The sequence below is a fragment of the uncultured Flavobacterium sp. genome (genome assembly GCF_963975515.1).
Taxonomy (GTDB): Bacteria; Bacteroidota; Bacteroidia; order Flavobacteriales; family Flavobacteriaceae; genus Flavobacterium.
Genome location: NZ_CAXBGY010000003.1, coordinates 46,761 through 66,316 on the forward strand (window position 1 = coordinate 46,761; position 19,556 = coordinate 66,316).

A 19,556-nucleotide genomic window follows, 5' to 3' on the forward strand; every position below is an offset into this window, starting at 1 on the left:
TAAATATAAAAACTCAGAACCAAGATAGACGATTAACTATAAAATATAAAAAAATAATAAAAATTAAATTTTAGAATGAATAAATTAACAGATCAGGCATATTGGGAAAATTATTATTCAAAAGCAACAACACAAAAAGAACAAATTCAATCTGTAGTTTCTGAATATGATAAATATTGGGAATTATTATTATCCAATAACGATGCAAACCCTCCCAAAACTATTATTGAAATTGGTGGGTACCCTGGTAGGTTTTTAGCCTATTTATCAGATAAATATGATCTAATGCCAACTTGTTTGGATTTTAATTCGGATCAAAAAAAAATTGATGAAAGTATGGCTTCATTTAATATCAAAGAGTATAAAATCATACAAACCGACATATTTGACTATGAACCAAAAGAAAAGTATGATATAGTTATTTCAAACGGATTTATTGAGCATTTTGAAAAATATCAAGAAGTTATGGATAAGCACACTCTTTTTTTAAAAGAAGGAGGAACAATGCTAATTATGATACCTAATAAAAGATGGCTTAGAAAATGGTATGGTTATTTAGTAGATTATAAAAACCTGAAAGCCCATAATTTGAAATGCATGAAAAAAAGCACCTTTACTAATTATGCCAAAAGAAATGCACTCAAATTGATTTGTTTAGAATATTTTAGTGGGTTTCCATTTACAGTTCATCAAAAATTAAATTTTTTTCAAAAAATGATTTACATTCCAACAAGATTATTTTTTAAAAGAATCAACCCAGTACTTGTCAAAAATCCTTCAAAATATTATAGTAGTTCATTAATTGCTGTTTATAAAAAATGAAGCAACAATAATCAAATTATAGAAAATTAAAATTTATATATAAACGTATAGAATAGGAATTAATAAGTTAACAATTAATATTTTTCAATGGGAATTTTTACCTTAAAGTTAGATAATAACAGAAAATTTGGTTTAGATATATTAAGGGCATTAGCAATTCTATTTGTCATAATAGAGCATGGTTCGGTTTTGTTACCGAAAAAATTAATGGCTGTTTCTGAGTTTTTTATTTTTGATGGAGTATCAATATTCTTTGTTTTAAGTGGTTTTTTAATTGGTGGCATTATAATAAAAATGTTTGAGGATAATGATAGAATGAACTTTAAGTTAATGAGTAATTTTTGGGCAAGAAGATGGTATAGAACTCTCCCAAATTATTATTTAATTTTAGCTATTTTAACGTTCTTAAATTATTTTTTTATAGCTGATTTTAAACTTTGGAAAGTAAAAAGATACATATTTTTTTCGCAAAATTTAATACATTCTCATCCGTCTTTTTTTGGAGAAGCTTGGAGTTTAAGTGTAGAAGAATGGTTTTACTTAATTATCCCGGTCTTAATTGCATTGTTTTTGTGGCTGTTTAGAATTAAGCCCTCAAAAGCGGTTGTTTTAGTAGCAGTATTAACTATTTTTTCTGTAACTGCATTTAGGTACTATAGACATTTAAATATTGATGTAAGCAGCCTAAAGATTTGGGATTTGTTTTTTAGAAAACAAGTTTTTACAAGATTAGATAGTTTAATGTATGGAGTTATTGGTGCATATTTACATTATTATGCTTTTGATAAATGGATTAAATTTAAAAACTTATTATTGGTTGTAGGGATATTAATGTTTTTGTTTTCAAAATTTTATTATCCAAACATAAATGGTGTTTACTTTAAAGTATTTTACTTTTCAATTATTTCATTAGCCACATTATTTACTCTGCCTTTTTTAAGTGTTTTAAAAATAAAGGCAGGTATTTTTTATAAGCCAATTTCTTATTTAAGTTTGATTTCCTATTCAATGTACTTATTAAACTTGAATGTTATTCAAATTTGGATAATAAATAGAATAGACTGGAATATATTTTTAAGCAATGACTTTTTAATAAGTATTATAAAGTATATTGTGTTTTGGATTTTAGTTATTTTACTTTCAATACTTTTGTATAAATATTTTGAACTTCCAATGATGAAACTTAGAGATAAAAAAACCAGAAATGAATTGTAAAGTATCTGTAATTTTGCCAATTTATAATGGTGAAAAAACACTTGCCAGAACTCTTGAAAGTTTGATTCATCAAACCTTTAATGATTTTGAATTAATAGCTTGTATTGACGGTACAAATGATAATTCATTCAAGATTCTTGAAGAAAATAAATTGAAGTTTAAAAAAGTAGTAATCTTAAAAAATGAAATAAACCTTGGATTAGGGCCTACAATGAATCGACTAACGGCAAACGCAGTAGGAGAATATATTGCAGTTGCAGAACAAGATGATTTCTATTATCCTGAACGATTAGATTTACAAGTAAGATTACTAGATTCTAAACCTAATATTGGTTTAGTTTCAGGAATTGCAGATTTTTGGGACGGAAATGAAGTAATTAACAGATTTCCAGGTATTTTAGTTAATGCAAATCAATATCCTCTAGGTCAAGAAATGTTTTTGTTTAATTATAAATACCAAATGAAAGTAGTAAATACTTGTATGATGTTTAGAAAATCAGTTCATATTGATAATGGGCTTTACTTTACTAAACATTATCCAAATATTCCGATAGACTGGGCCTATATTTTGAGATTTTGTTTAGTTTCTGATATCTTTGGTATTCATAAGTCACTTGTTTTGCTTGACAGAAGAAATCAAAGGAATTCAGTAACTTCAAACAAGAAAAACCATTTTTCTGGTGCAAGAGAATTAATCAGGTCATTTAAATATGAATATCCAAATGTAATCACAAAAAAAGACTATAAATTTGCAATGACTACTCAACATATTATAGAATTGCATCAATACAGCAAATATAAGATGCCTTTTTATTTCATAAATTATTATTTTAAAAACACAAGTGATATAAGATGGAGTTCTTTTATCTCAAAAAAAATAAAAGGTTTTTTAAAGCCTAAAACCCAAAAGTCATGATTTCATTAAAAAAAAGAGTAAAAGAATTTCAACTCATACAAAAAATTGGAAAAAAAATTATAAAAGACCCATGTTTTATTAGGACCAAAGAAATTACTCTAAAAGAGCTTAGTAAGAGTCCTAATCGAACAACCATCATTAATTTTTTGTTGGAACTTACATCATCAGAAAATTATTTGGAAATTGGAGTCAGAAATCCAAATGATAACTTTAGTCACATAAAGTGTACTACTAAATTTTCTGTTGATCCAGGTTTAGAATTTAAGGAAAACCCTGTTGATTTTAAATTAACTTCAGATGAGTTTTTTGAAAAGTTAGAGGGAAACAAGCTACAACAGTTTAAGAAAGATATAAAATTTGATGTTATTTTTATAGATGGTTTACATACCTCAGGACAAGTTGAAAAAGACATTCAAAACAGTTTGAAATATATAAAAGATTCCGGGTTTATTATTTTACACGATTGCAATCCACCAACAGAGTTTCATCAAAGAGAAAATTATTTATTCAGAAACTCTCCTGCAGGTGGGTTCTGGAATGGTACTACTTGGAAGGCATTTTATAAATACAGACATTCAAAGGGTTTGTATTCAGTTTGTTTTGATACTGATTGGGGTGTTGGAGTTATTTCTAAAAGTGAATACCCTCAGTTTAATAGAATCCAAGATAGTATAGCAAATGAATATTTTGAATATAGTTTGTTAGATGAGAATAGAAAGGAATACTTGAATTTACAGCTTTTTGAAGAATGGAAAATCAATTTAAAAAAATAAAAATCCTTTTTACCATACCAAATTTTGACACTGCTGGAAGTGGAAAAGTATTGTATGATTTGGCTAAAGGGTTAAATAAAAACTTGTTTGAGGTACATATAGCTTGTTCTCATAGCAATGGTGCTTTTTTTAAAGATGTTGAAATGCTAGGCTTAACTATTCATATAATTGAAGTCACTTGTAAGCCTCGTCCATATTTTAGTATTTTAAGGAGAATTAAACCTTTTAAAAACTTTATCCAAAAAAACAAGTTTGATATAGTGCATTCGTGGCATTGGAGCAGTGATTGGACAGAAATTTTGGCAACTCGTTTAGGTGGGGCAAAATTTGTTTACACTAAAAAAGCTATGACTTGGGGCAATATCCATTGGAAAATTAAAAGTTATTTAAGTAATTTTATTATTACCATTAATGAAGAAATGAGAAATTATTTTCCATATAAAAAAGGACAAAAACTTATCCCATTAGGTTTGGATACTAACTATTATAATCCAGAATTATTTGATAAAAATAAAAATATTGCTTTTAGAATTATTACTGTTGCAAATTTGGTTCCCGTTAAAGGAGTTGAAGTTTTAATTGAAGCTATAAAAGAATTGAATAACAATACTATTTGCCTTGAAATCATAGGTGATGATAAGACTCAATATGCCTTAACATTGAAAAAATATGTAAATGATTTGAATTTGCAAAATCAAATTTCATTTTTAGGTAAATACAATGACGTGAGATCTTTTTTAGCTCAATCAGATTTGTATGTAATTCCAAGTTTAAAAGAAGGCATGCCGATGGCTTTAGTTGAAGCAATGAGTATGGCTAAGCCCGTTTTAGGGTCAAATATTTCGGGTGTAAATTATGTGTTAAAAGGTTTTCATGAATTACTTTTTGAAGCTAAAAATGTAAAAGAATTATCAGAAAAAATTGATATAATGTACAATATGTCAAAATATGAAAGGGAAGAGTTAGGTGGCAAATTAAGAACATATTGTATGAATCATTTTTCCTATGATAAATTTATAGTTGAGCACGAAATATTATATAAAAAACTAGTTAATTAATTATTGATGCATTCTATTAAAAATAAGATTATTCCTAGCGAACCAATTTTTGTTGGTGAAAAAAAAATGCTTGATTATGAGGCTATTTGCGTTTTTGTGGCTACAGGTTTTTTTTTAGATGATGATACATATTTTAAGGAATTAAAAGTTTTAAAACCTGCAACAAATTATTCTGTTGAAAAAGATAAAATAGTTGCGGAAGAATCTTATTTCAAATGGCATTATTCACCAGTAGATAGACCATTAAAGCAAATTGTTCAAGAGTTTTCTGTATTATTTGAAGCCATAATTAAGGAGCAAGTTCAAAATAACACTGTTATTTTACCTCTTTCTGGAGGATTAGATAGTCGTACTCAAGCTGCTGCTTTACATCATTTAGGAAATAAAGTAAATGCTTATAGTTATGAGTTTTATAACGGACATAATGAAACTTCTTATAGTGAGAAAATTGCGAAAGCATGTGGTTTTTCTTTTCAAAAATGGCAAGTGAATGGAGGTTATTTATGGAATGAAATTGAAAATTTAGCCCAAAAAAACCAATGTTATTCTGAGTTTACCCATCCAAGACAAATGGCTTTTGTTGAAAAATATGCAGCAATGGGAGATGTGTTTAGTTTAGGGCATTGGGGAGATGTTTTGTTTGACGATATGCATGTAAAAGATCATATGTCAAACGAACAACAAGTTGAAATTTTATTAAAAAAAGTAATAAAAAAAGGTGGATTAGAATTAGCTAATGTTTTATGGAAATCTTGGGGTCTAGAGGGAGATTTTGAAGGGTATTTAAAAAACAGAATTAGAATATTATTGGACAAGATTGATATTAAAACTAGCGCAAACGCGCAGATAAGAGCTTTTAAGAGTTTATATTGGGCTCCAAGATGGACTAGTACTAATTTATCTGTTTTTGAATCTGTTAGGTCAATATCATTGCCTTATTATGACAACAGAATGTGTGAATTTATATGTTCTGTTCCTGAAAAATATTTAGCAGGAAGGCAGATTCAGATTGAATATTTAAAACTACGTATGCCATCATTGGCAAGAATAACTTGGCAAGACCATAGACCTTTTAATCTATATAATTATAAAAACAATAGGTTTCCTTATAATTTACCATTTAGAGTTTTAGATAAATTAAAGCGTCTTGTTTCAAATAAAAAATTCATTCAACGCAATTGGGAATTGCAATTTATGGGTAAAAATAATGAAGTTGAACTAGAAAAATGGTTATTTGAAAATGAGAGTTTCAAAGCTCTATTAAATCCAGAAATTGTCAAAGAATATTATTCCAATTTTAAAAATAAAGATTCGGTTTATTATTCTCATGATGTTAGTATGTTGCTAACACTTTCTTTATTTACTAAATTAAATAACTATGAAAAATAAGACTATAGCTATTTATTCAGGAGAAATTCCATCTACAACTTTTATTGAGCGATTGATAGTTGGTTTGGCAGTAACAGACACTACTATTTATCTTTTTGGAAAACAAAAAAAGAGAATTTTTTATCCTAAAAATGTTCAATTATTTACCTATTCAAGTAAACTTAGTAAACTAATTGTTTTGCTTAAATATTCTCTTTTACTAATTATTTTTAAACCAAAAGAAAAGAATAAGTTAGATTTAATAATAGCCGCTCAAAAAGGCAATCAAAATGTGAAAAGATTGAAATATTATCCGGTTTTATATCATAAGCCTGATGTTTTTCATTTACAATGGGCAAAAGGAACCGAAGACTGGTTATGGGTAAAGGATTTTGGTATTAAGTTTATCTTAAGTTTAAGAGGAACTCACATTTCAATTAGCCCTATTGCTGATTTGTTTTTAAAACGAATGTATGAAACTAGTTTTCATAAGGTTGACGGCTTTCATGCTGTGTCAAAAGCAATTTTAGAGGAAGCAAAAAAGTATGAGACAAATTTAAAAAACACCTCTGTGATTTATAGTGGACTTGAATTAGAAAAACTAGTTTTTAAGACGAAAACTAATATTAATTCTACATTAAATATAGTGTCTATTGGACGATCGCATTGGTTAAAAGGATATAGCTATGCTCTTGATGCGTTTTCAATTTTAAAACAAGAAAATTTTAATTTTCATTATACAATTATAGGAATAGATAATGATGAAGAATTAATTTTTCAAAGAAATCAATTGGATTTAGATGAATTGGTTACTTTTCAAAAAAACATTGCTTTTCAAAAAGTCATGGAACAAATTTATGATGCAGATATAATATTATTACCGAGTATAGAAGAAGGAATTGCAAACGTAGTTCTTGAAGCAATGGCTTTGGGTACACTAGTAGTTTCAACAGATTGCGGGGGAATGACAGAGATTGTTAAAAATGGCAAAAATGGTTTTATAATCCCTGTCAGAGATTCAAAATCAATAACAGATATAGTAAAAAAAATAAGTTCACTCTCATTGGAAAATTATAATGAAATTACATCAAGAGCAAGAATAGCAGTTGAAAATCAGCATTCAAAAGATAGAATGATTTCTGATTTTGAATCGTTTTATGATAAAGTCAATAATTCAAATAAAACCGAATGAGAATAGGTATAGTACTTCCTTCTGTTCCAAGTTATTCGGAGACTTTTTTTAGTAGTAAAATTAAAGGTCTTCATGCTAGTGGTTTTGAAGTATTTCTTTTTGTGAATAATTTTTCACAAACAACAACTTTAAATTGTAAGACAATAACTGCTCCAAAGTTTTCAAAAAATAAAATGAAGAACACTTTTATTGGTGCATTTTATCTATTAAAAACAGTTCTGTTTTATTATAAAAAAACTCAAAATTTATATCGATTAGATAAAAAAGATGGGTTGTCATTTTCTAAAAGAATTAAAAGTATAATTATCAATAGTCATATTGTTTCTCAAAAGTTGGATTGGTTGCATTTTGGTTTTGGTACAATGGCAATTGGTAGAGAAAATACAGCTGAAGCAATAGGTGCAAAAATGGCAGTTAGCTTTAGAGGTTTTGACCATTATGTTTATCCCATAAAACATAAAGATTGTTATAAATTATTATTTTCAAAAAAAGTAAAATATCATGTACTTTCTAATGGAATGAAAAATGATTTAATCATTAAAACCATTTTAAATGAAAAGATAATTAAGATAACTCCAGCAATTAATGTACAATTGTTTACTAGCCACTCTGCATTTGAAAATAAAAATAATTTTTTAACAGTTGCAAGATTGCATTGGATTAAAGGTTTGGACTATACTTTGGAGGCTTTGTCAATTTTACACAAAAAAGGAATTAACTTTACATATACAATTATTGGTGATGGAAATGAAAAAGAACGTCTGCAATTTTTAGTACACCAGCTTGGCTTAAACGATGTAGTGTATTTTCTAGGGAAATTAGAGCATGAACAAGTTAAAAAAGAATTAGCTAAAGCAACATATTATTTGCAATATAGTTTACAAGAAGGGTTTTGTAATGCAGTTCTTGAAGCCCAAGCAATGGGTAAAATTTGTATTGTAAGTGATGCTGATGGCTTAAAAGAAAACGTTATTGACAATAAAACTGGTATTGTTGTTCCAAAACGAAATCCAGAAGCATTAGCAGCTGAAATAATAGAAGCTATCAATCTTCAAGAATTTGAAAAAGAAAGACTAACAAATAATGCCATTGAAAGAATAAATTCTATTTTTACCATAGATAACCAAGTGAAACAATTTATTGATTTTTATAAAAATTAACTATCAAGCTTTGAATTAGAACTAAAAAAAAGAAAATGTATTATAAAAATTTTATATCACGATTTATTTTAAGAAAAAATTTTATTAAACGAGTTAAAATGAGATTGACTCAAGAAAACAGAAAGTTATTTAAAAATGAGTATGATGATATGGTGTTTTTATTTAAAAAATTAAAAAGAAATCCTAAAATTATTTTTGATTGTGGTGCAAATGTGGGATTTGTTACATATCAATTTAATAAAAATTTTCCAAATTCATTAATTTATGCTTTTGAACCAAATCCCCAAGTTTATAAAGTTTTATGTAAAGAATCTATTAAACAACCAAATAAAATATTTACCTATAATTTAGGGATTGGAGAAGATAATAGTAAATTGGATTTTTACAAAAACAATAATACTGGAACTTCATCATTTTTAAAACCAAATGATTTTCACATGTCTCATCTGGCAAGGAAACATGAGATAATTACAGTTCCAATTATAAAAATTGAAGAATTTTGTAACGAAAATTCAATTGAAAATATAGGAATTCTAAAATTAGATATTGAGGGTTATGAATTAAAAGCTTTAAAGGGCTGTTTAAAATTACTCGAAAACAACAAAATTGACTTTATTTACGCTGAAGTAAATCTAGTGCCAACTTATGAAGGTCAATGTTTAATGGAAGAAGTCGTTTCATTTTTAAGAAAGTTAAATTATATACCGTACAATATATACGGAAATAATGAAACTAAACTAAGAGAATCATTTATTACAAATATTTTATTTATTTCTTCGCAAGTTGCCAAAGAACTTAATAATTTGGAAGGTAATAACTCTGTTTTTACTAATTAAAACTATATTTTTTTGAAAATTTGCATTTCACATATTTTTTTACCTATTAGTGATAAAAGGTTATTATTTATATTAGCAAGACCATTTTATAGTGATTCGGGTTGGTTAATTTCATCAAAAAAAAATGATGAAATTAAAGATAAATATACTATTGTTAAAAACGTTGAACCAAATTCGATTGTTTTATTGCCATTATCAATAAACTATTATTATAATACCAATAATAAACATCTTTTGGAAAAATTAAATGTAATATGTCAAGAAAACAATTGTAAAGCGTATGGTTACATTAGTGGTGATTTTGGAATTAAATTTCCAGAATTCTCTAATATCATTTATTTCAGACAAGGTGGTTTTAAATCGCAATTATCCGATAAAGACAAAGGGTTTATTGTTGGCTTATCCGATCATTTTCAACGATTGTATCAGAAAGAAACCATTAGTCCAAGTATAAAAAAAGAACTTCCCATTATAGGTTTTTGTGGACATGCAACACTTTCATCTATCAAAAAAGCTAAAGAAATTACAAAATGCTTGATAGAAAACGGAAAACGCTTTATTAAAAATCCGTTTAAAAAAGTTTATGAACCTTTGTTTGCATCTGCTTATGAACGCGCCAAATTGCTTAACTATTTCGAACAATCCAATCAAGTAAAAACCAATTTTATTTATAGAGAAAATTACAGAGGTGGTGCAATTACTGAGGGGCAAAGAATAACTACAACATTAGAATATTACGACAATATTTTAGACTCAGATTATGTGTTATGCATTAGAGGAGCAGGAAATTTCTCCGTTCGTTTTTATGAAACCTTAATGATGGGAAAAATTCCTATTTTTGTAAATACAGATTGTTTATTACCTTTTGAGGATGTAATTAATTGGAAAAAACATGTGGTTTGGATAGAATGGAAGGATAGGGGAAATGTTGCACAAATAGTTGCGGATTTTCATTCCAGTTTATCAGCAGATGAATTTGTACATTTGCAAATCAATAATAGAAAATTATGGAAAGAAACACTTTCTGTAAAAGGAATATTAGAAATGATTTCAAATGATATTTAACTATTTAAAATATTTAAAACCTATTTGGTATTTTAATCTAAAGCCAAAAAAAGAATATTGTTATTTTCCATCTGAAGAACAACTAAAACTAAATGGGTTTTACCTTGAAAAGGATCAAGGTTATAAAAGTAAGATTGCTCAAATTCACGATTTAAGTTGGACTGCTTTTCAATCTGGTTTTATTGCAAATATAAAGCAAGACGGTATTGATATTTGGAAAAATAATCAATTTCCAACAGAAGATGAATATCGTTTTTTAAGAAAAAATTTTCACAGTGCTTGGGTTTTTTATGTTTTGTTGATTAAATTAGTCACATTTCATAATCCATTTAAAGAAATTAATAATTTTTTAAAAACAAGAAATGTAAAACGAGTTGATTATTCAAAAAACATTTTAAATGATTCTTCATATGAGTTATTTGAAAGTACATTAATAGCTGCAAACCCTTTTGTTTCTGTTGTAATACCAACATTAAATAGGTATGAGTATCTAAAAGATGTTTTAAGAGATTTAGAAAATCAATCCTATAAAAACTTTGAAGTCATTATTGTAGATCAAACTGATAATTTTAAAAAGGAATTTTATGAAGGCTGGAATTTAGATTTAAAATTTTGGTTTCAAGAGGAGAAAGCCCTTTGGAAAGCTAGAAATGAAGCCATAAAATATGCAAAAGGAGAGTATGTTTTGTTATATGATGATGATTCGCTAGTAGAGGAAGATTGGATTTACGAGCATTTAAAATGTTTAGATTTTTATAAGGCAGACCTTTCTTCTGGGGTTTCCATAAGTGCTATTGGTGCGGAAGTACCAAAACATTATAGTTACTTTAGATGGAGTGATCAATTGGATACTGGTAATGTGTTATTGAAAAGAGATATATTCAATAAGATTGGTTTTTTCGATTTGCAGTTTGAAAAACAACGAATGGGTGATGGCGAATATGGTTTAAGATGCTATTTAAATGGATATAGAAATATATCTAATTACAAAGCTAAACGAATTCATTTAAAAGTGAGTCAAGGAGGTTTAAGACAAATGGGAAGTTGGGATGGTTGGAGACCTAAGAAGCTTTTGGGACCAAGACCTGTCCCTAGTGTTTTATACCTTTCTAGGAAATATTTTGGTGCAAAACAATCAGTTTTTTATATAATGCATTCTATATTACCATCATTAATTCCTTATCAATTTAAAAAGAATAAATGGTTGAAATTTAGTTCGTTTTTGTTATTACCATTATTATTGCCACTTGTTGTGTTTCAAGTATCAAAATCATGGAGTTTATCAAGTGAATTAATTAAAAATAGTACTCCTAATGATTGAAGTTAAATATTATTCTAAAGAATTTGAAAGGGCTCATATTAAATTTGCCCAAAAATATTGGACAAAGAAAAGAAGGTTTACACCAGAGTATATCTATTGGAAATTTAGAGGAATTCAAAGCCAAACTTTAAAATCATTTCTTTTAGCCTTTGACGGTGATGAAGTGGTTGGTCAGATTGGATTGGTTCCTAGTCAAGTAGTTTTAGGAAAGAAAAATTATGAAGCTCAGTGGGCTTGTGATTTGATGGTGGATAATGACTATAGAGGGAAAGGAGTTGCTGAAAAACTATATGATTTTGCTCATGAAAATAAACCCATAACATTAGGGAGTGACCCAAGTCCAGCTGCCGAAAAATCAATGGTAAGAAGAGGATATGTTTCATTAAAGGGACCTAGAAAGTTTGTGTTTCCTTTTAATATTGGAGAAATATTAAAATTGAAAGGAATTAATAATCGTTTTATGAATATGATTCCTAATCCTTTTTTAGCATTCTTATTTCTATTAAAAAAAACAAACTATACCCTTATAGATAAAGGTGAGTATGCTCAATTAAATAACATAACTTTTTCTAAAGAACTGCAATGCAAATATGATGAAGTTTTTTATAATTGGCGTTTTTCAGAGTTTAAGCCTTATTATAAAGGCATTGAATGTTATAAAAAAGATACGTTTAATTTTTTTTCAGGCTATTTTGTAAATGGAATATACTTTTTAACGGATTATAAGGTTTCTAATTTGAGTGCATTTCTGAGAATGACCTCTTTTATATATTTTAAACATAGAAAGTTTAATATCCAAAGAATTAAATTTATAAGTATGAATTTTAGAATTAATTCTATCTTGCCATTTATTGGATTTATTCGTTTTAGAACAATAACTAAAATTATTTTGTTTACAAAATCAATAATTTTAAGGGAAGAGGTTAAGAACAGAAAATTTTATTATACACTATACGATTCAGATGAAAATATATAAGGACTAATGAAAAAGATAATATTAATATGGGATTTTGACGGTCCAATAGGTCAGATTAATTCAAGTTACCCCTATAATTTTAATTTTGAAAATATTGAAAAAGAAATTGAAAATGTAAAATGGTTGATTGACTTTTTAGAAGAAAATAAAATAAAATGCTGTTTTGCAATTACTGGGTTCTCTGCAGAGAACGGTACATATCCATTTTGTTTTCCAGATTTTATAAATGAGATTGCGAAAAAAGGACATGAGATTGCTTCACATAGTTGGAAACATGAGTGGACTCCTATTTTTAAGGAAGAGCAGGTGCATAAAAGTCTTAAAAGAAGTAAGCTGTCTCTTGAAAAAGCTATTGAAAAGGATGATTCCGTGCTAGGTTTCGTGCCTCCACATAATCGACCTATGACATGGGTTAGAAGAGGCGCATTTAGCTTGGGAGATAGGGGTTTGTGGCCTTTTTTTAAGATGGGAGATAATCAAAATTTATTAAAGTTGTTAAAAACAAACGGTTACAAGTGGGTTCGTGTTTCCTACAAGAATATTTTTATGAAGTTTGGTCTCCAACAAAAAAATAGAACAGGGAGGGTTTTCAAACAAGATGGTGTCTTAATTTTAGAAAATCATTATACTGGTTTTGATGAAGTTGTTGTTAATCATATTTTAACCACAGATTATGAAACATATACGATAAGTGCTCATCCTTATATGTTTAGTTTGGAAAATAAGAAAGAGTCCAAAAAAAATTTTCTATATTTTATAGAACAACTTATGAATAGTAATCAACCCATTTCATTTGTTTTACCTTCAGAATTATTATGAAACAGAATAATATTGGAATATTTACTTCAGAATTCCCTCCACTTCCCGGAGGTATAGGAGCTCATGCTTATATGTTGTCTAAATATTTGATGCTAGAAGGTTATGAAATAACTATTTTAACTGATTTTCGTTCTGAAAAGGAAGATATTATTTTTGATGCACAACAAGACTTTAAAATTGTTCGTGTAAAAAGAGGTAAGTTAACCTATTTTAATAGAATTTTAAAAGGAATTACTATAATAAGGCATAATGAAATAATAATAGCTTCGGGGAAATTTTCACTTTGGTTAGTAGGTTTTTTGAAATTATTTTTTCCTCAAAAAAAATACATATCTGTTTTGCACGGCACAGAGCTGAGAGCAGGAAATAAAATAGCTCAAAGTTTTACAAAATGGAGTTTAAAAAAATTCAATAATAATATTGCTGTTTCTAATTACACTAAGAATGTGGCTATATCACTTAATCCTACATTACAAATTGACGTCATTAACAATGGTATTGAAGTTATAACTATAAGTGATATAAAAACAGTAAATAAGCAGGTAATCAATTTAATAACGGTAGGTAATCTTACTTTTAGAAAAGGTCAGCAAAATGTTATAAAAGCATTACCACTTTTAAAAAATACTTTTCCTTTAATTCATTATCATTGTATTGGTATTTCAACTGAAATAGAGTCTTTCGTAAAGTTAGCAGATACACTACAAGTAAAAGAATCTATTACTTTTTACGGACCTTTGTCAAACGAAAAGAAAAATAAAATTTTAGAGAGCAGCACTATTTTTGTAATGTTGAGCGATATAGTAAAAAATGATTTTGAAGGATTTGGTATTGCTATTTTAGAAGCTAATTCATTTGGTATTCCAGCTATTGGTTCAGAAAATTCAGGAATTGCAGATGCTATAAAAAATCATTATTCAGGTATTTTAGTAAATCCTCATCAGCCAGAATTATTACAAACAGCTATTTTTGAAATTGTCCAAAATTATCAAGACTATTCTTCAAATGCAATATCTTGGGCTTCTGAATTTGAATGGAAGACAATTATCCAAAAATATATTAATGTTATTGAAAGATGAAAAATAAAAAGTTAGTTATTATTTCTCATACAGAGCATTACTTAAATGAGAATGGTGCCCTAGTAGGTTGGGGTTCTACAGTTAATGAAATTAATTATTTAGCGGATCATTGGAACGAAATTGTACATGTAGCTTGTTTATATGAACAAGAAGCACCAGCTAGTGCATTACCGTATTTGAAATTAAATGTGGGTTTTGTTAAGCTACCTCCATTTGGAGGAAAAACGTTAAAAAGTAAGATTTTGATAATTACTAAACTTCCTAAAATAATACAACAAGTTAATAATGCTTTACAAGACGCTTCTGAAGTTCAACTTCGTTTACCTACTAGCATAGGGCTGTTTTTATTACCTTTGTTTGCTTTTTATTGGCCACGAAAGTTTGTTTTTTGGGTGAAATATGCAGGAAATTGGAATCAAAGTAAGGCTCCTTTAAGTTATAGAATTCAGAAATGGTTTTTGATTAAAAATTATGCTAAGTGTAAGGTTACTATTAACGGATTTTGGATTAACCAACCGACACATTGCATTTCTTTTGAAAATCCTTGTTTAACTCATGAGGATGTTGAAAATGGAGAAGCCATGCATAAAGAAAAGGATTTTGTCTCTCCGTTTGTGTTTTGTTTTATTGGACGTTTAGATGAAAACAAAGGTATGCAGTATGTAAAAGAAGCATTATCATCTATACCCATTCAAAAAATAAAAGAAGTGCATTTTGTGGGTGACGGCCCTAATATAGAAATGTATAAAAGTCAATTTTCTTTTTTACAAGAAAAGGTTATTTTTCACGGATTTTTACCTCAAGATGAAGTGCATGATGTTTTAAAGAAGAGTAACTTTTTACTTTTACCTTCTAAATCAGAAGGATTTCCAAAAGTAATTGCAGAAGCAGCATGTTATGCTACTATACCTATTGTTTCAAATGTAGGGAGTGTTCCTCATTATATTAATAAGACCAATGGGTTTGTATTCGATATAAATACTCAAAATTATTCGGAAACCATGAATAAGGCTTTACTAACTCCAACTCCAACTTTAAAGAAAATAGCTATTGACTTATTTCCTCTTGCAAAAAAGTTTACTTTTGCAAACTATCTTCATAAATTGAAAGTTGAAATTTTCAATTCTAAAAAATAATTAAAAATATATTTTGGGACCAAAAAAGATTATTAAACAACATTATTTTAAGTTTATTCTTTTGCACGTTTTTATAGGTGTGTTTTTTTATTTTTTCAAACCATTATCTTTTATTTATGCAGCAGTTATCATTCCGCTGGGTTGTTATTTTATAGTTAAAAATAAAAATAATTCAAACGAAGCCTTATTTTGGGCTGCTTATATAGTTGGGGCAGAAGTTTTTTTAAGGATGACCAAAGGAAATATAGGAAATGAATATGCAAAATATGGTGTGATTATTTTTATGTTATTAGGAATATACTTTAAAGGAGTTTCTAGAAGAGCCATTCCTTATATGTTTTACTTTCTTTTCTTACTTCCAGGAGCTTTGTATGGCATTTGGGCTCTTAGTTTTGATGTTGATATTCGAAAAGCCTTGGTTTTTAATTTATTAGGGCCAGTATGTTTGGCTGTATCTAGTATATATTTAGTTGATAAAAAAATTACTTTTCCAGATATTGATAAAATGACACGTTGGATTTTATATCCTCTTATGGCCATGGTTGTATATATATTTTTATATAATCCAAGTATTCGAGATGTAGTTACTGGTACTGATTCTAACTCAGCCACATCAGGAGGTTTTGGACCAAATCAAGTTTCTACCGTTTTAGGATTAGGAATGTTTATTGTTTTTGTTCGTTTACTTTTTTTTTCCAAGACTACTTTTTTAGTAATATTTCATGCTTTTTTACTGTTTATTTTTTCCTATAGAGGAATAATAACCTTTTCTAGAGGAGGGGTTTATACAGGAATTGCAATGATACTTTCATTAGTTTTTTTTACTTATTATTTTGCAACTATAAAAACAAAATTTAAAATTGGGGCTATTACTTTGGTAATGTTTGCAATGGGAATTGGTGTTTTTGTGTATAGTATTTCTCAAACAGGGGGAATGATTTTAAACCGTTATCAAGGAGAAGACGCCTTAGGTAGAGAAAAGGCAAGTAAATTTTCAGGAAGAGAAGATCTTGCAGAGTCTGAAATCCAGATGTTTTTAGATAATCCAATTACAGGTATCGGGGTTGGAAAGAATAAGGAATATAGAGAAGAGATGTTAGGAATTGAAGGTGCGTCTCATAATGAATTGACAAGAATGTTAGCAGAACATGGTTTTTTAGGTGTTATCAATCTGCTAATTCTATTATTCGTGCCAATATTTCATTATTTTTATAATAAGCAATACCTTTTTTTGTTTTCTTTTTATATTTTTTGGTTTTTAACCATAAATCATGCTTCGATGCGGATCGCCGCTCCAGCCTTTATATATGCACTTTCATTATTAAAAGTATCATTTGATGAAGAACCTACTGTACATAGGGAACAAATTACATAAGCACGGATTTAACAAGACTTCTATAGAAACTTTAGGTGTTTTTTTAGCGGATGAAGGGTATACGGTTGCTTATACTTCGGTTAAAAAGAACCAAATTATAAGATTGTTAGACATGATGATGACTACTTTCTTTAAAGCTAAAAAAGTAGATTATATTCTTATAGATACCTATAGCACTTCTAGTTTTTGGTATGCCTTTTTTTGCAGTCAAATTGCAAGGTTTTTTAAAGTAAAATATATTCCCATCCTTCATGGTGGAGATTTACCTAATCGATTGAAAAGCAACCCCTATTTGTGTAAACTGCTTTTTAAAAATGCTTATGCCAATGTGGCTCCTTCGAATTATTTGGTAGAAAAATTTAAAAAAAACGGATTTGAAAATATCGTTTTTATTCCAAACTCAATTCAAATAGACGAATATAAATTTAAGAATAGAATAGCTATTCAACCTCATTTACTTTGGGTCAGATCTTTTGCTAAAATATACAATCCTAAAATGGCTGTTGAAGTTTACAGATTGTTAAAGGAAAAACACCCTAAAGCATCACTCACAATGGTAGGACCTGATAAAGACGGAAGTTTAATCGAAACTAGGCATTTAGCAGAAAGTTTAAACTTAAAAGTAGATTTTACAGGAAAACTATCTAAAGAAGAATGGACTAACTTGGCAAGTAAACATGACGTGTTTATAAATACAACCCATTTTGACAATACACCAGTTAGTATTATTGAAGCCATGGCTTTAGGTTTGCCTGTGGTTTCAACTAATGTTGGTGGAATTCCTTATATGCTCTCTACTGCTAAAAATGCTTTATTGGTAAATGATAATGAGCCTATTGAAATGGCCAATGCGATAGAGGTTTTATTAAAAGATTCTAAAAAAGTTGAAGAACTAACCTCTAATGCTAAATTACTGATTGAAACAATGGACTGGCATGCTGTGAAATTAAAATGGATGAAGCTATTAGAATAATGATTAGTTCAAAAAAACGCGTTTTTGTATTGATAAGTGTATTTTAATTGGTTAATTTGCATAGACAATACATATAAATGAAAACCAAAAAAAAAATACATTTCGAAATTTCGGAAAGAAAGGTCTTGCTTCGAATAATCGATGTTTTTTTTGTGTTAATTTCATTGTATACTTTAGGGAGCGTCTTTAGTTTCTCATACTTTTATATTGATTTTTCTAACTTTTATTGGACTATAGTTTTAGCTTTATACCTTAATTTTTTCGGTACTATTTTTGAATTGTATAATCTTCAAGTAGCCAGTAATCAGTATCAAATGGTTAAGAGTATTATTCTAACTACTTCTTCAACGGTATTGTTTTATTTGTTAACGCCAATTTTTACACCCACTTTACCCGAAAACAGAACTCAAATTATTTATTTTTATATAGCCATTTTTGTAGCCTTGCTTATTTGGAGATTTATTTATTTAAAATTATTTGCTTCTAATAGATTTGTTAAAAGAGTTTTGTTCGTCTGTGACAGCAAATCATTAAATAAAAAAGTAAAAGATTTAGTGACAGTCAACCCTCATTATCAGGTAATGGGTTTTGTAACTTCTCAAGAGGAAAGTGAAAACAAATCGAATTATTACGAAATTCCGTTTGAAGAGCTTGAGGATTTTATTTTTGATAATTCATTAACTGAAATCGTAATTGCTTTTAAACGAAAAGATGAAATTTCAATACAACTATATGAAAAACTCTTAGGTTTATTAGAAGACGGTGTGATTATAAGAGAATATGACCAAGTATATGAAGCAAGTACTAACAGATTGCCGGTTACTTATCTTTCTAAAGATTTTTATAAATACTTTCCGTTTAGTAGGAGTAATCAAAATAAATTTTACTTAACTGCTACACGATTTTTAGATGTAATTTTTTCTTTTATTGGTATTTTAATTGGGTTATGTGTTGCTCCAATAATTATAATATTAAATTTTATTTGGAATAGGGGATCCCTTTTTTATACACAAGAACGTGTAGGTAAAAACAATAAGCCTTTTACGATTTATAAATTGCGTACTATGGTAAAAGATGCTGAAAAAAATGGAGCCGTTTTTGCTATAACTAATGACACTAGAATTACACCTTTCGGGAAATTTCTTCGTAAAAGTAGGTTAGATGAGGTGCCTCAATTTATTAATGTTTTAAAAGGAGATATGTCAATTATTGGCCCAAGACCAGAGCGACCAATTTTTGTGAAACAAATAGCTGAAAAACTACCTTTTTATCAAACACGTCATATTATTAAACCAGGATTAACAGGTTGGGCACAAGTCAATCACGCTTATACTGATACTATTGATGATGCCTTAATTAAACTACAATATGATTTGTTTTACATCAAACACCGAAGTATTTTTTTAGATGTCAATATTATAATTAAAACTATAGGTACAGTGCTTTTCTATAAAGGACAGTAGTGTCGAGAT

General features: G+C 28.1%; 18 protein-coding genes. All 18 read left to right on the forward strand.

Translation table 11 applies throughout. The features are described from left to right. Window positions 1-75 precede the first annotated feature (75 nt). The 18 genes from AAC008_RS04810 (at window position 76) to AAC008_RS04895 (ending at window position 19,547) form a co-directional block, all read left to right on the forward strand. Window positions 76-822, forward strand: coding sequence for a methyltransferase domain-containing protein (locus AAC008_RS04810; RefSeq protein ID WP_339887753.1), 747 nt, complete (start codon window positions 76-78; stop codon window positions 820-822). Between the two features lie 87 nt (window positions 823-909). Continuing rightward, window positions 910-2,037, forward strand: a complete 1,128-nt coding sequence (locus tag AAC008_RS04815; RefSeq protein ID WP_339887754.1) for an acyltransferase — start codon at window positions 910-912, stop codon at window positions 2,035-2,037. Beyond that, window positions 2,027-2,953: a glycosyltransferase family 2 protein gene (locus AAC008_RS04820; RefSeq protein WP_339887755.1), complete on the forward strand. Its 927-nt coding sequence runs from the start codon at window positions 2,027-2,029 to the stop codon at window positions 2,951-2,953. The genes AAC008_RS04815 and AAC008_RS04820 overlap by 11 nt, the downstream gene beginning before the upstream one ends. After that, a complete protein-coding gene (locus tag AAC008_RS04825; RefSeq protein WP_339887756.1) occupies window positions 2,950-3,726 on the forward strand; it encodes a class I SAM-dependent methyltransferase in 777 nt (258 codons plus the stop codon). Before AAC008_RS04820 ends, AAC008_RS04825 begins: the two co-directional genes overlap by 4 nt. Further along, on the forward strand, window positions 3,702-4,784 hold the full coding sequence (locus AAC008_RS04830; RefSeq protein WP_339887757.1) for a glycosyltransferase family 4 protein: 1,083 nt from the start codon (window positions 3,702-3,704) through the stop codon (window positions 4,782-4,784). The genes AAC008_RS04825 and AAC008_RS04830 overlap by 25 nt, the downstream gene beginning before the upstream one ends. Before the next feature lie 6 nt (window positions 4,785-4,790). Continuing rightward, a complete protein-coding gene (locus AAC008_RS04835; RefSeq protein ID WP_339887758.1) occupies window positions 4,791-6,173 on the forward strand; it encodes an asparagine synthase-related protein in 1,383 nt (460 codons plus the stop codon). Then, entirely contained in the window at window positions 6,163-7,344 is a 1,182-nt protein-coding gene (locus tag AAC008_RS04840; RefSeq protein WP_339887760.1) for a glycosyltransferase family 4 protein, read from the forward strand. The genes AAC008_RS04835 and AAC008_RS04840 overlap by 11 nt, the downstream gene beginning before the upstream one ends. Further along, window positions 7,341-8,504, forward strand: a complete 1,164-nt coding sequence (locus tag AAC008_RS04845; RefSeq protein ID WP_339887761.1) for a glycosyltransferase family 4 protein — start codon at window positions 7,341-7,343, stop codon at window positions 8,502-8,504. The genes AAC008_RS04840 and AAC008_RS04845 overlap by 4 nt, the downstream gene beginning before the upstream one ends. A gap of 98 nt (window positions 8,505-8,602) precedes the next feature. Then, complete coding sequence (locus AAC008_RS04850) at window positions 8,603-9,340, forward strand: FkbM family methyltransferase (protein ID WP_339887762.1); 738 nt, start codon at window positions 8,603-8,605, stop codon at window positions 9,338-9,340. 12 nt (window positions 9,341-9,352) lie between these two features. Next, window positions 9,353-10,405, forward strand: coding sequence for an exostosin family protein (locus AAC008_RS04855; protein ID WP_339887763.1), 1,053 nt, complete (start codon window positions 9,353-9,355; stop codon window positions 10,403-10,405). Then, entirely contained in the window at window positions 10,395-11,726 is a 1,332-nt protein-coding gene (locus tag AAC008_RS04860; protein WP_339887764.1) for a glycosyltransferase family A protein, read from the forward strand. Before AAC008_RS04855 ends, AAC008_RS04860 begins: the two co-directional genes overlap by 11 nt. Continuing rightward, window positions 11,719-12,702 carry a GNAT family N-acetyltransferase gene (locus tag AAC008_RS04865; protein WP_339887765.1) on the forward strand — a complete coding sequence of 328 codons (984 nt, stop codon included), beginning with the start codon at window positions 11,719-11,721 and terminating at the stop codon, window positions 12,700-12,702. The genes AAC008_RS04860 and AAC008_RS04865 overlap by 8 nt, the downstream gene beginning before the upstream one ends. A gap of 6 nt (window positions 12,703-12,708) precedes the next feature. Further along, on the forward strand, window positions 12,709-13,521 hold the full coding sequence (locus tag AAC008_RS04870; RefSeq protein WP_339887766.1) for a polysaccharide deacetylase family protein: 813 nt from the start codon (window positions 12,709-12,711) through the stop codon (window positions 13,519-13,521). Beyond that, window positions 13,518-14,600, forward strand: a complete 1,083-nt coding sequence (locus AAC008_RS04875; protein ID WP_339887767.1) for a glycosyltransferase family 4 protein — start codon at window positions 13,518-13,520, stop codon at window positions 14,598-14,600. The genes AAC008_RS04870 and AAC008_RS04875 overlap by 4 nt, the downstream gene beginning before the upstream one ends. Continuing rightward, on the forward strand, window positions 14,597-15,736 hold the full coding sequence (locus AAC008_RS04880) for a glycosyltransferase (protein WP_339887769.1): 1,140 nt from the start codon (window positions 14,597-14,599) through the stop codon (window positions 15,734-15,736). The genes AAC008_RS04875 and AAC008_RS04880 overlap by 4 nt, the downstream gene beginning before the upstream one ends. Before the next feature lie 61 nt (window positions 15,737-15,797). Next, complete coding sequence (locus tag AAC008_RS04885) at window positions 15,798-17,111, forward strand: O-antigen ligase family protein (RefSeq protein WP_339887770.1); 1,314 nt, start codon at window positions 15,798-15,800, stop codon at window positions 17,109-17,111. Further along, on the forward strand, window positions 17,074-18,084 hold the full coding sequence (locus AAC008_RS04890) for a glycosyltransferase family 4 protein (protein ID WP_339887771.1): 1,011 nt from the start codon (window positions 17,074-17,076) through the stop codon (window positions 18,082-18,084). The genes AAC008_RS04885 and AAC008_RS04890 overlap by 38 nt, the downstream gene beginning before the upstream one ends. A gap of 77 nt (window positions 18,085-18,161) precedes the next feature. Then, window positions 18,162-19,547, forward strand: coding sequence for a sugar transferase (locus tag AAC008_RS04895; RefSeq protein WP_339887772.1), 1,386 nt, complete (start codon window positions 18,162-18,164; stop codon window positions 19,545-19,547). The last annotated feature ends 9 nt before the right edge of the window (window positions 19,548-19,556 follow it).

What these genes read in the sequence shown, in the direction of transcription:
- AAC008_RS04810 (WP_339887753.1), top strand. Translation starts at nt 76, where the DNA reads ATGAATAAATTAACAGATCAGGCATATTGGGAAAATTATTATTCAAAA.
- AAC008_RS04815 (WP_339887754.1), top strand. Translation starts at nt 910, where the DNA reads ATGGGAATTTTTACCTTAAAGTTAGATAATAACAGAAAATTTGGTTTA.
- AAC008_RS04820 (WP_339887755.1), top strand. Translation starts at nt 2,027, where the DNA reads ATGAATTGTAAAGTATCTGTAATTTTGCCAATTTATAATGGTGAAAAA.
- AAC008_RS04825 (WP_339887756.1), top strand. Translation starts at nt 2,950, where the DNA reads ATGATTTCATTAAAAAAAAGAGTAAAAGAATTTCAACTCATACAAAAA.
- AAC008_RS04830 (WP_339887757.1), top strand. Translation starts at nt 3,702, where the DNA reads ATGGAAAATCAATTTAAAAAAATAAAAATCCTTTTTACCATACCAAAT.
- AAC008_RS04835 (WP_339887758.1), top strand. Translation starts at nt 4,791, where the DNA reads ATGCATTCTATTAAAAATAAGATTATTCCTAGCGAACCAATTTTTGTT.
- AAC008_RS04840 (WP_339887760.1), top strand. Translation starts at nt 6,163, where the DNA reads ATGAAAAATAAGACTATAGCTATTTATTCAGGAGAAATTCCATCTACA.
- AAC008_RS04845 (WP_339887761.1), top strand. Translation starts at nt 7,341, where the DNA reads ATGAGAATAGGTATAGTACTTCCTTCTGTTCCAAGTTATTCGGAGACT.
- AAC008_RS04850 (WP_339887762.1), top strand. Translation starts at nt 8,603, where the DNA reads ATGAGATTGACTCAAGAAAACAGAAAGTTATTTAAAAATGAGTATGAT.
- AAC008_RS04860 (WP_339887764.1), top strand. Translation starts at nt 10,395, where the DNA reads ATGATATTTAACTATTTAAAATATTTAAAACCTATTTGGTATTTTAAT.
- AAC008_RS04865 (WP_339887765.1), top strand. Translation starts at nt 11,719, where the DNA reads ATGATTGAAGTTAAATATTATTCTAAAGAATTTGAAAGGGCTCATATT.
- AAC008_RS04870 (WP_339887766.1), top strand. Translation starts at nt 12,709, where the DNA reads ATGAAAAAGATAATATTAATATGGGATTTTGACGGTCCAATAGGTCAG.
- AAC008_RS04875 (WP_339887767.1), top strand. Translation starts at nt 13,518, where the DNA reads ATGAAACAGAATAATATTGGAATATTTACTTCAGAATTCCCTCCACTT.
- AAC008_RS04880 (WP_339887769.1), top strand. Translation starts at nt 14,597, where the DNA reads ATGAAAAATAAAAAGTTAGTTATTATTTCTCATACAGAGCATTACTTA.
- AAC008_RS04890 (WP_339887771.1), top strand. Translation starts at nt 17,074, where the DNA reads ATGAAGAACCTACTGTACATAGGGAACAAATTACATAAGCACGGATTT.
- AAC008_RS04895 (WP_339887772.1), top strand. Translation starts at nt 18,162, where the DNA reads ATGAAAACCAAAAAAAAAATACATTTCGAAATTTCGGAAAGAAAGGTC.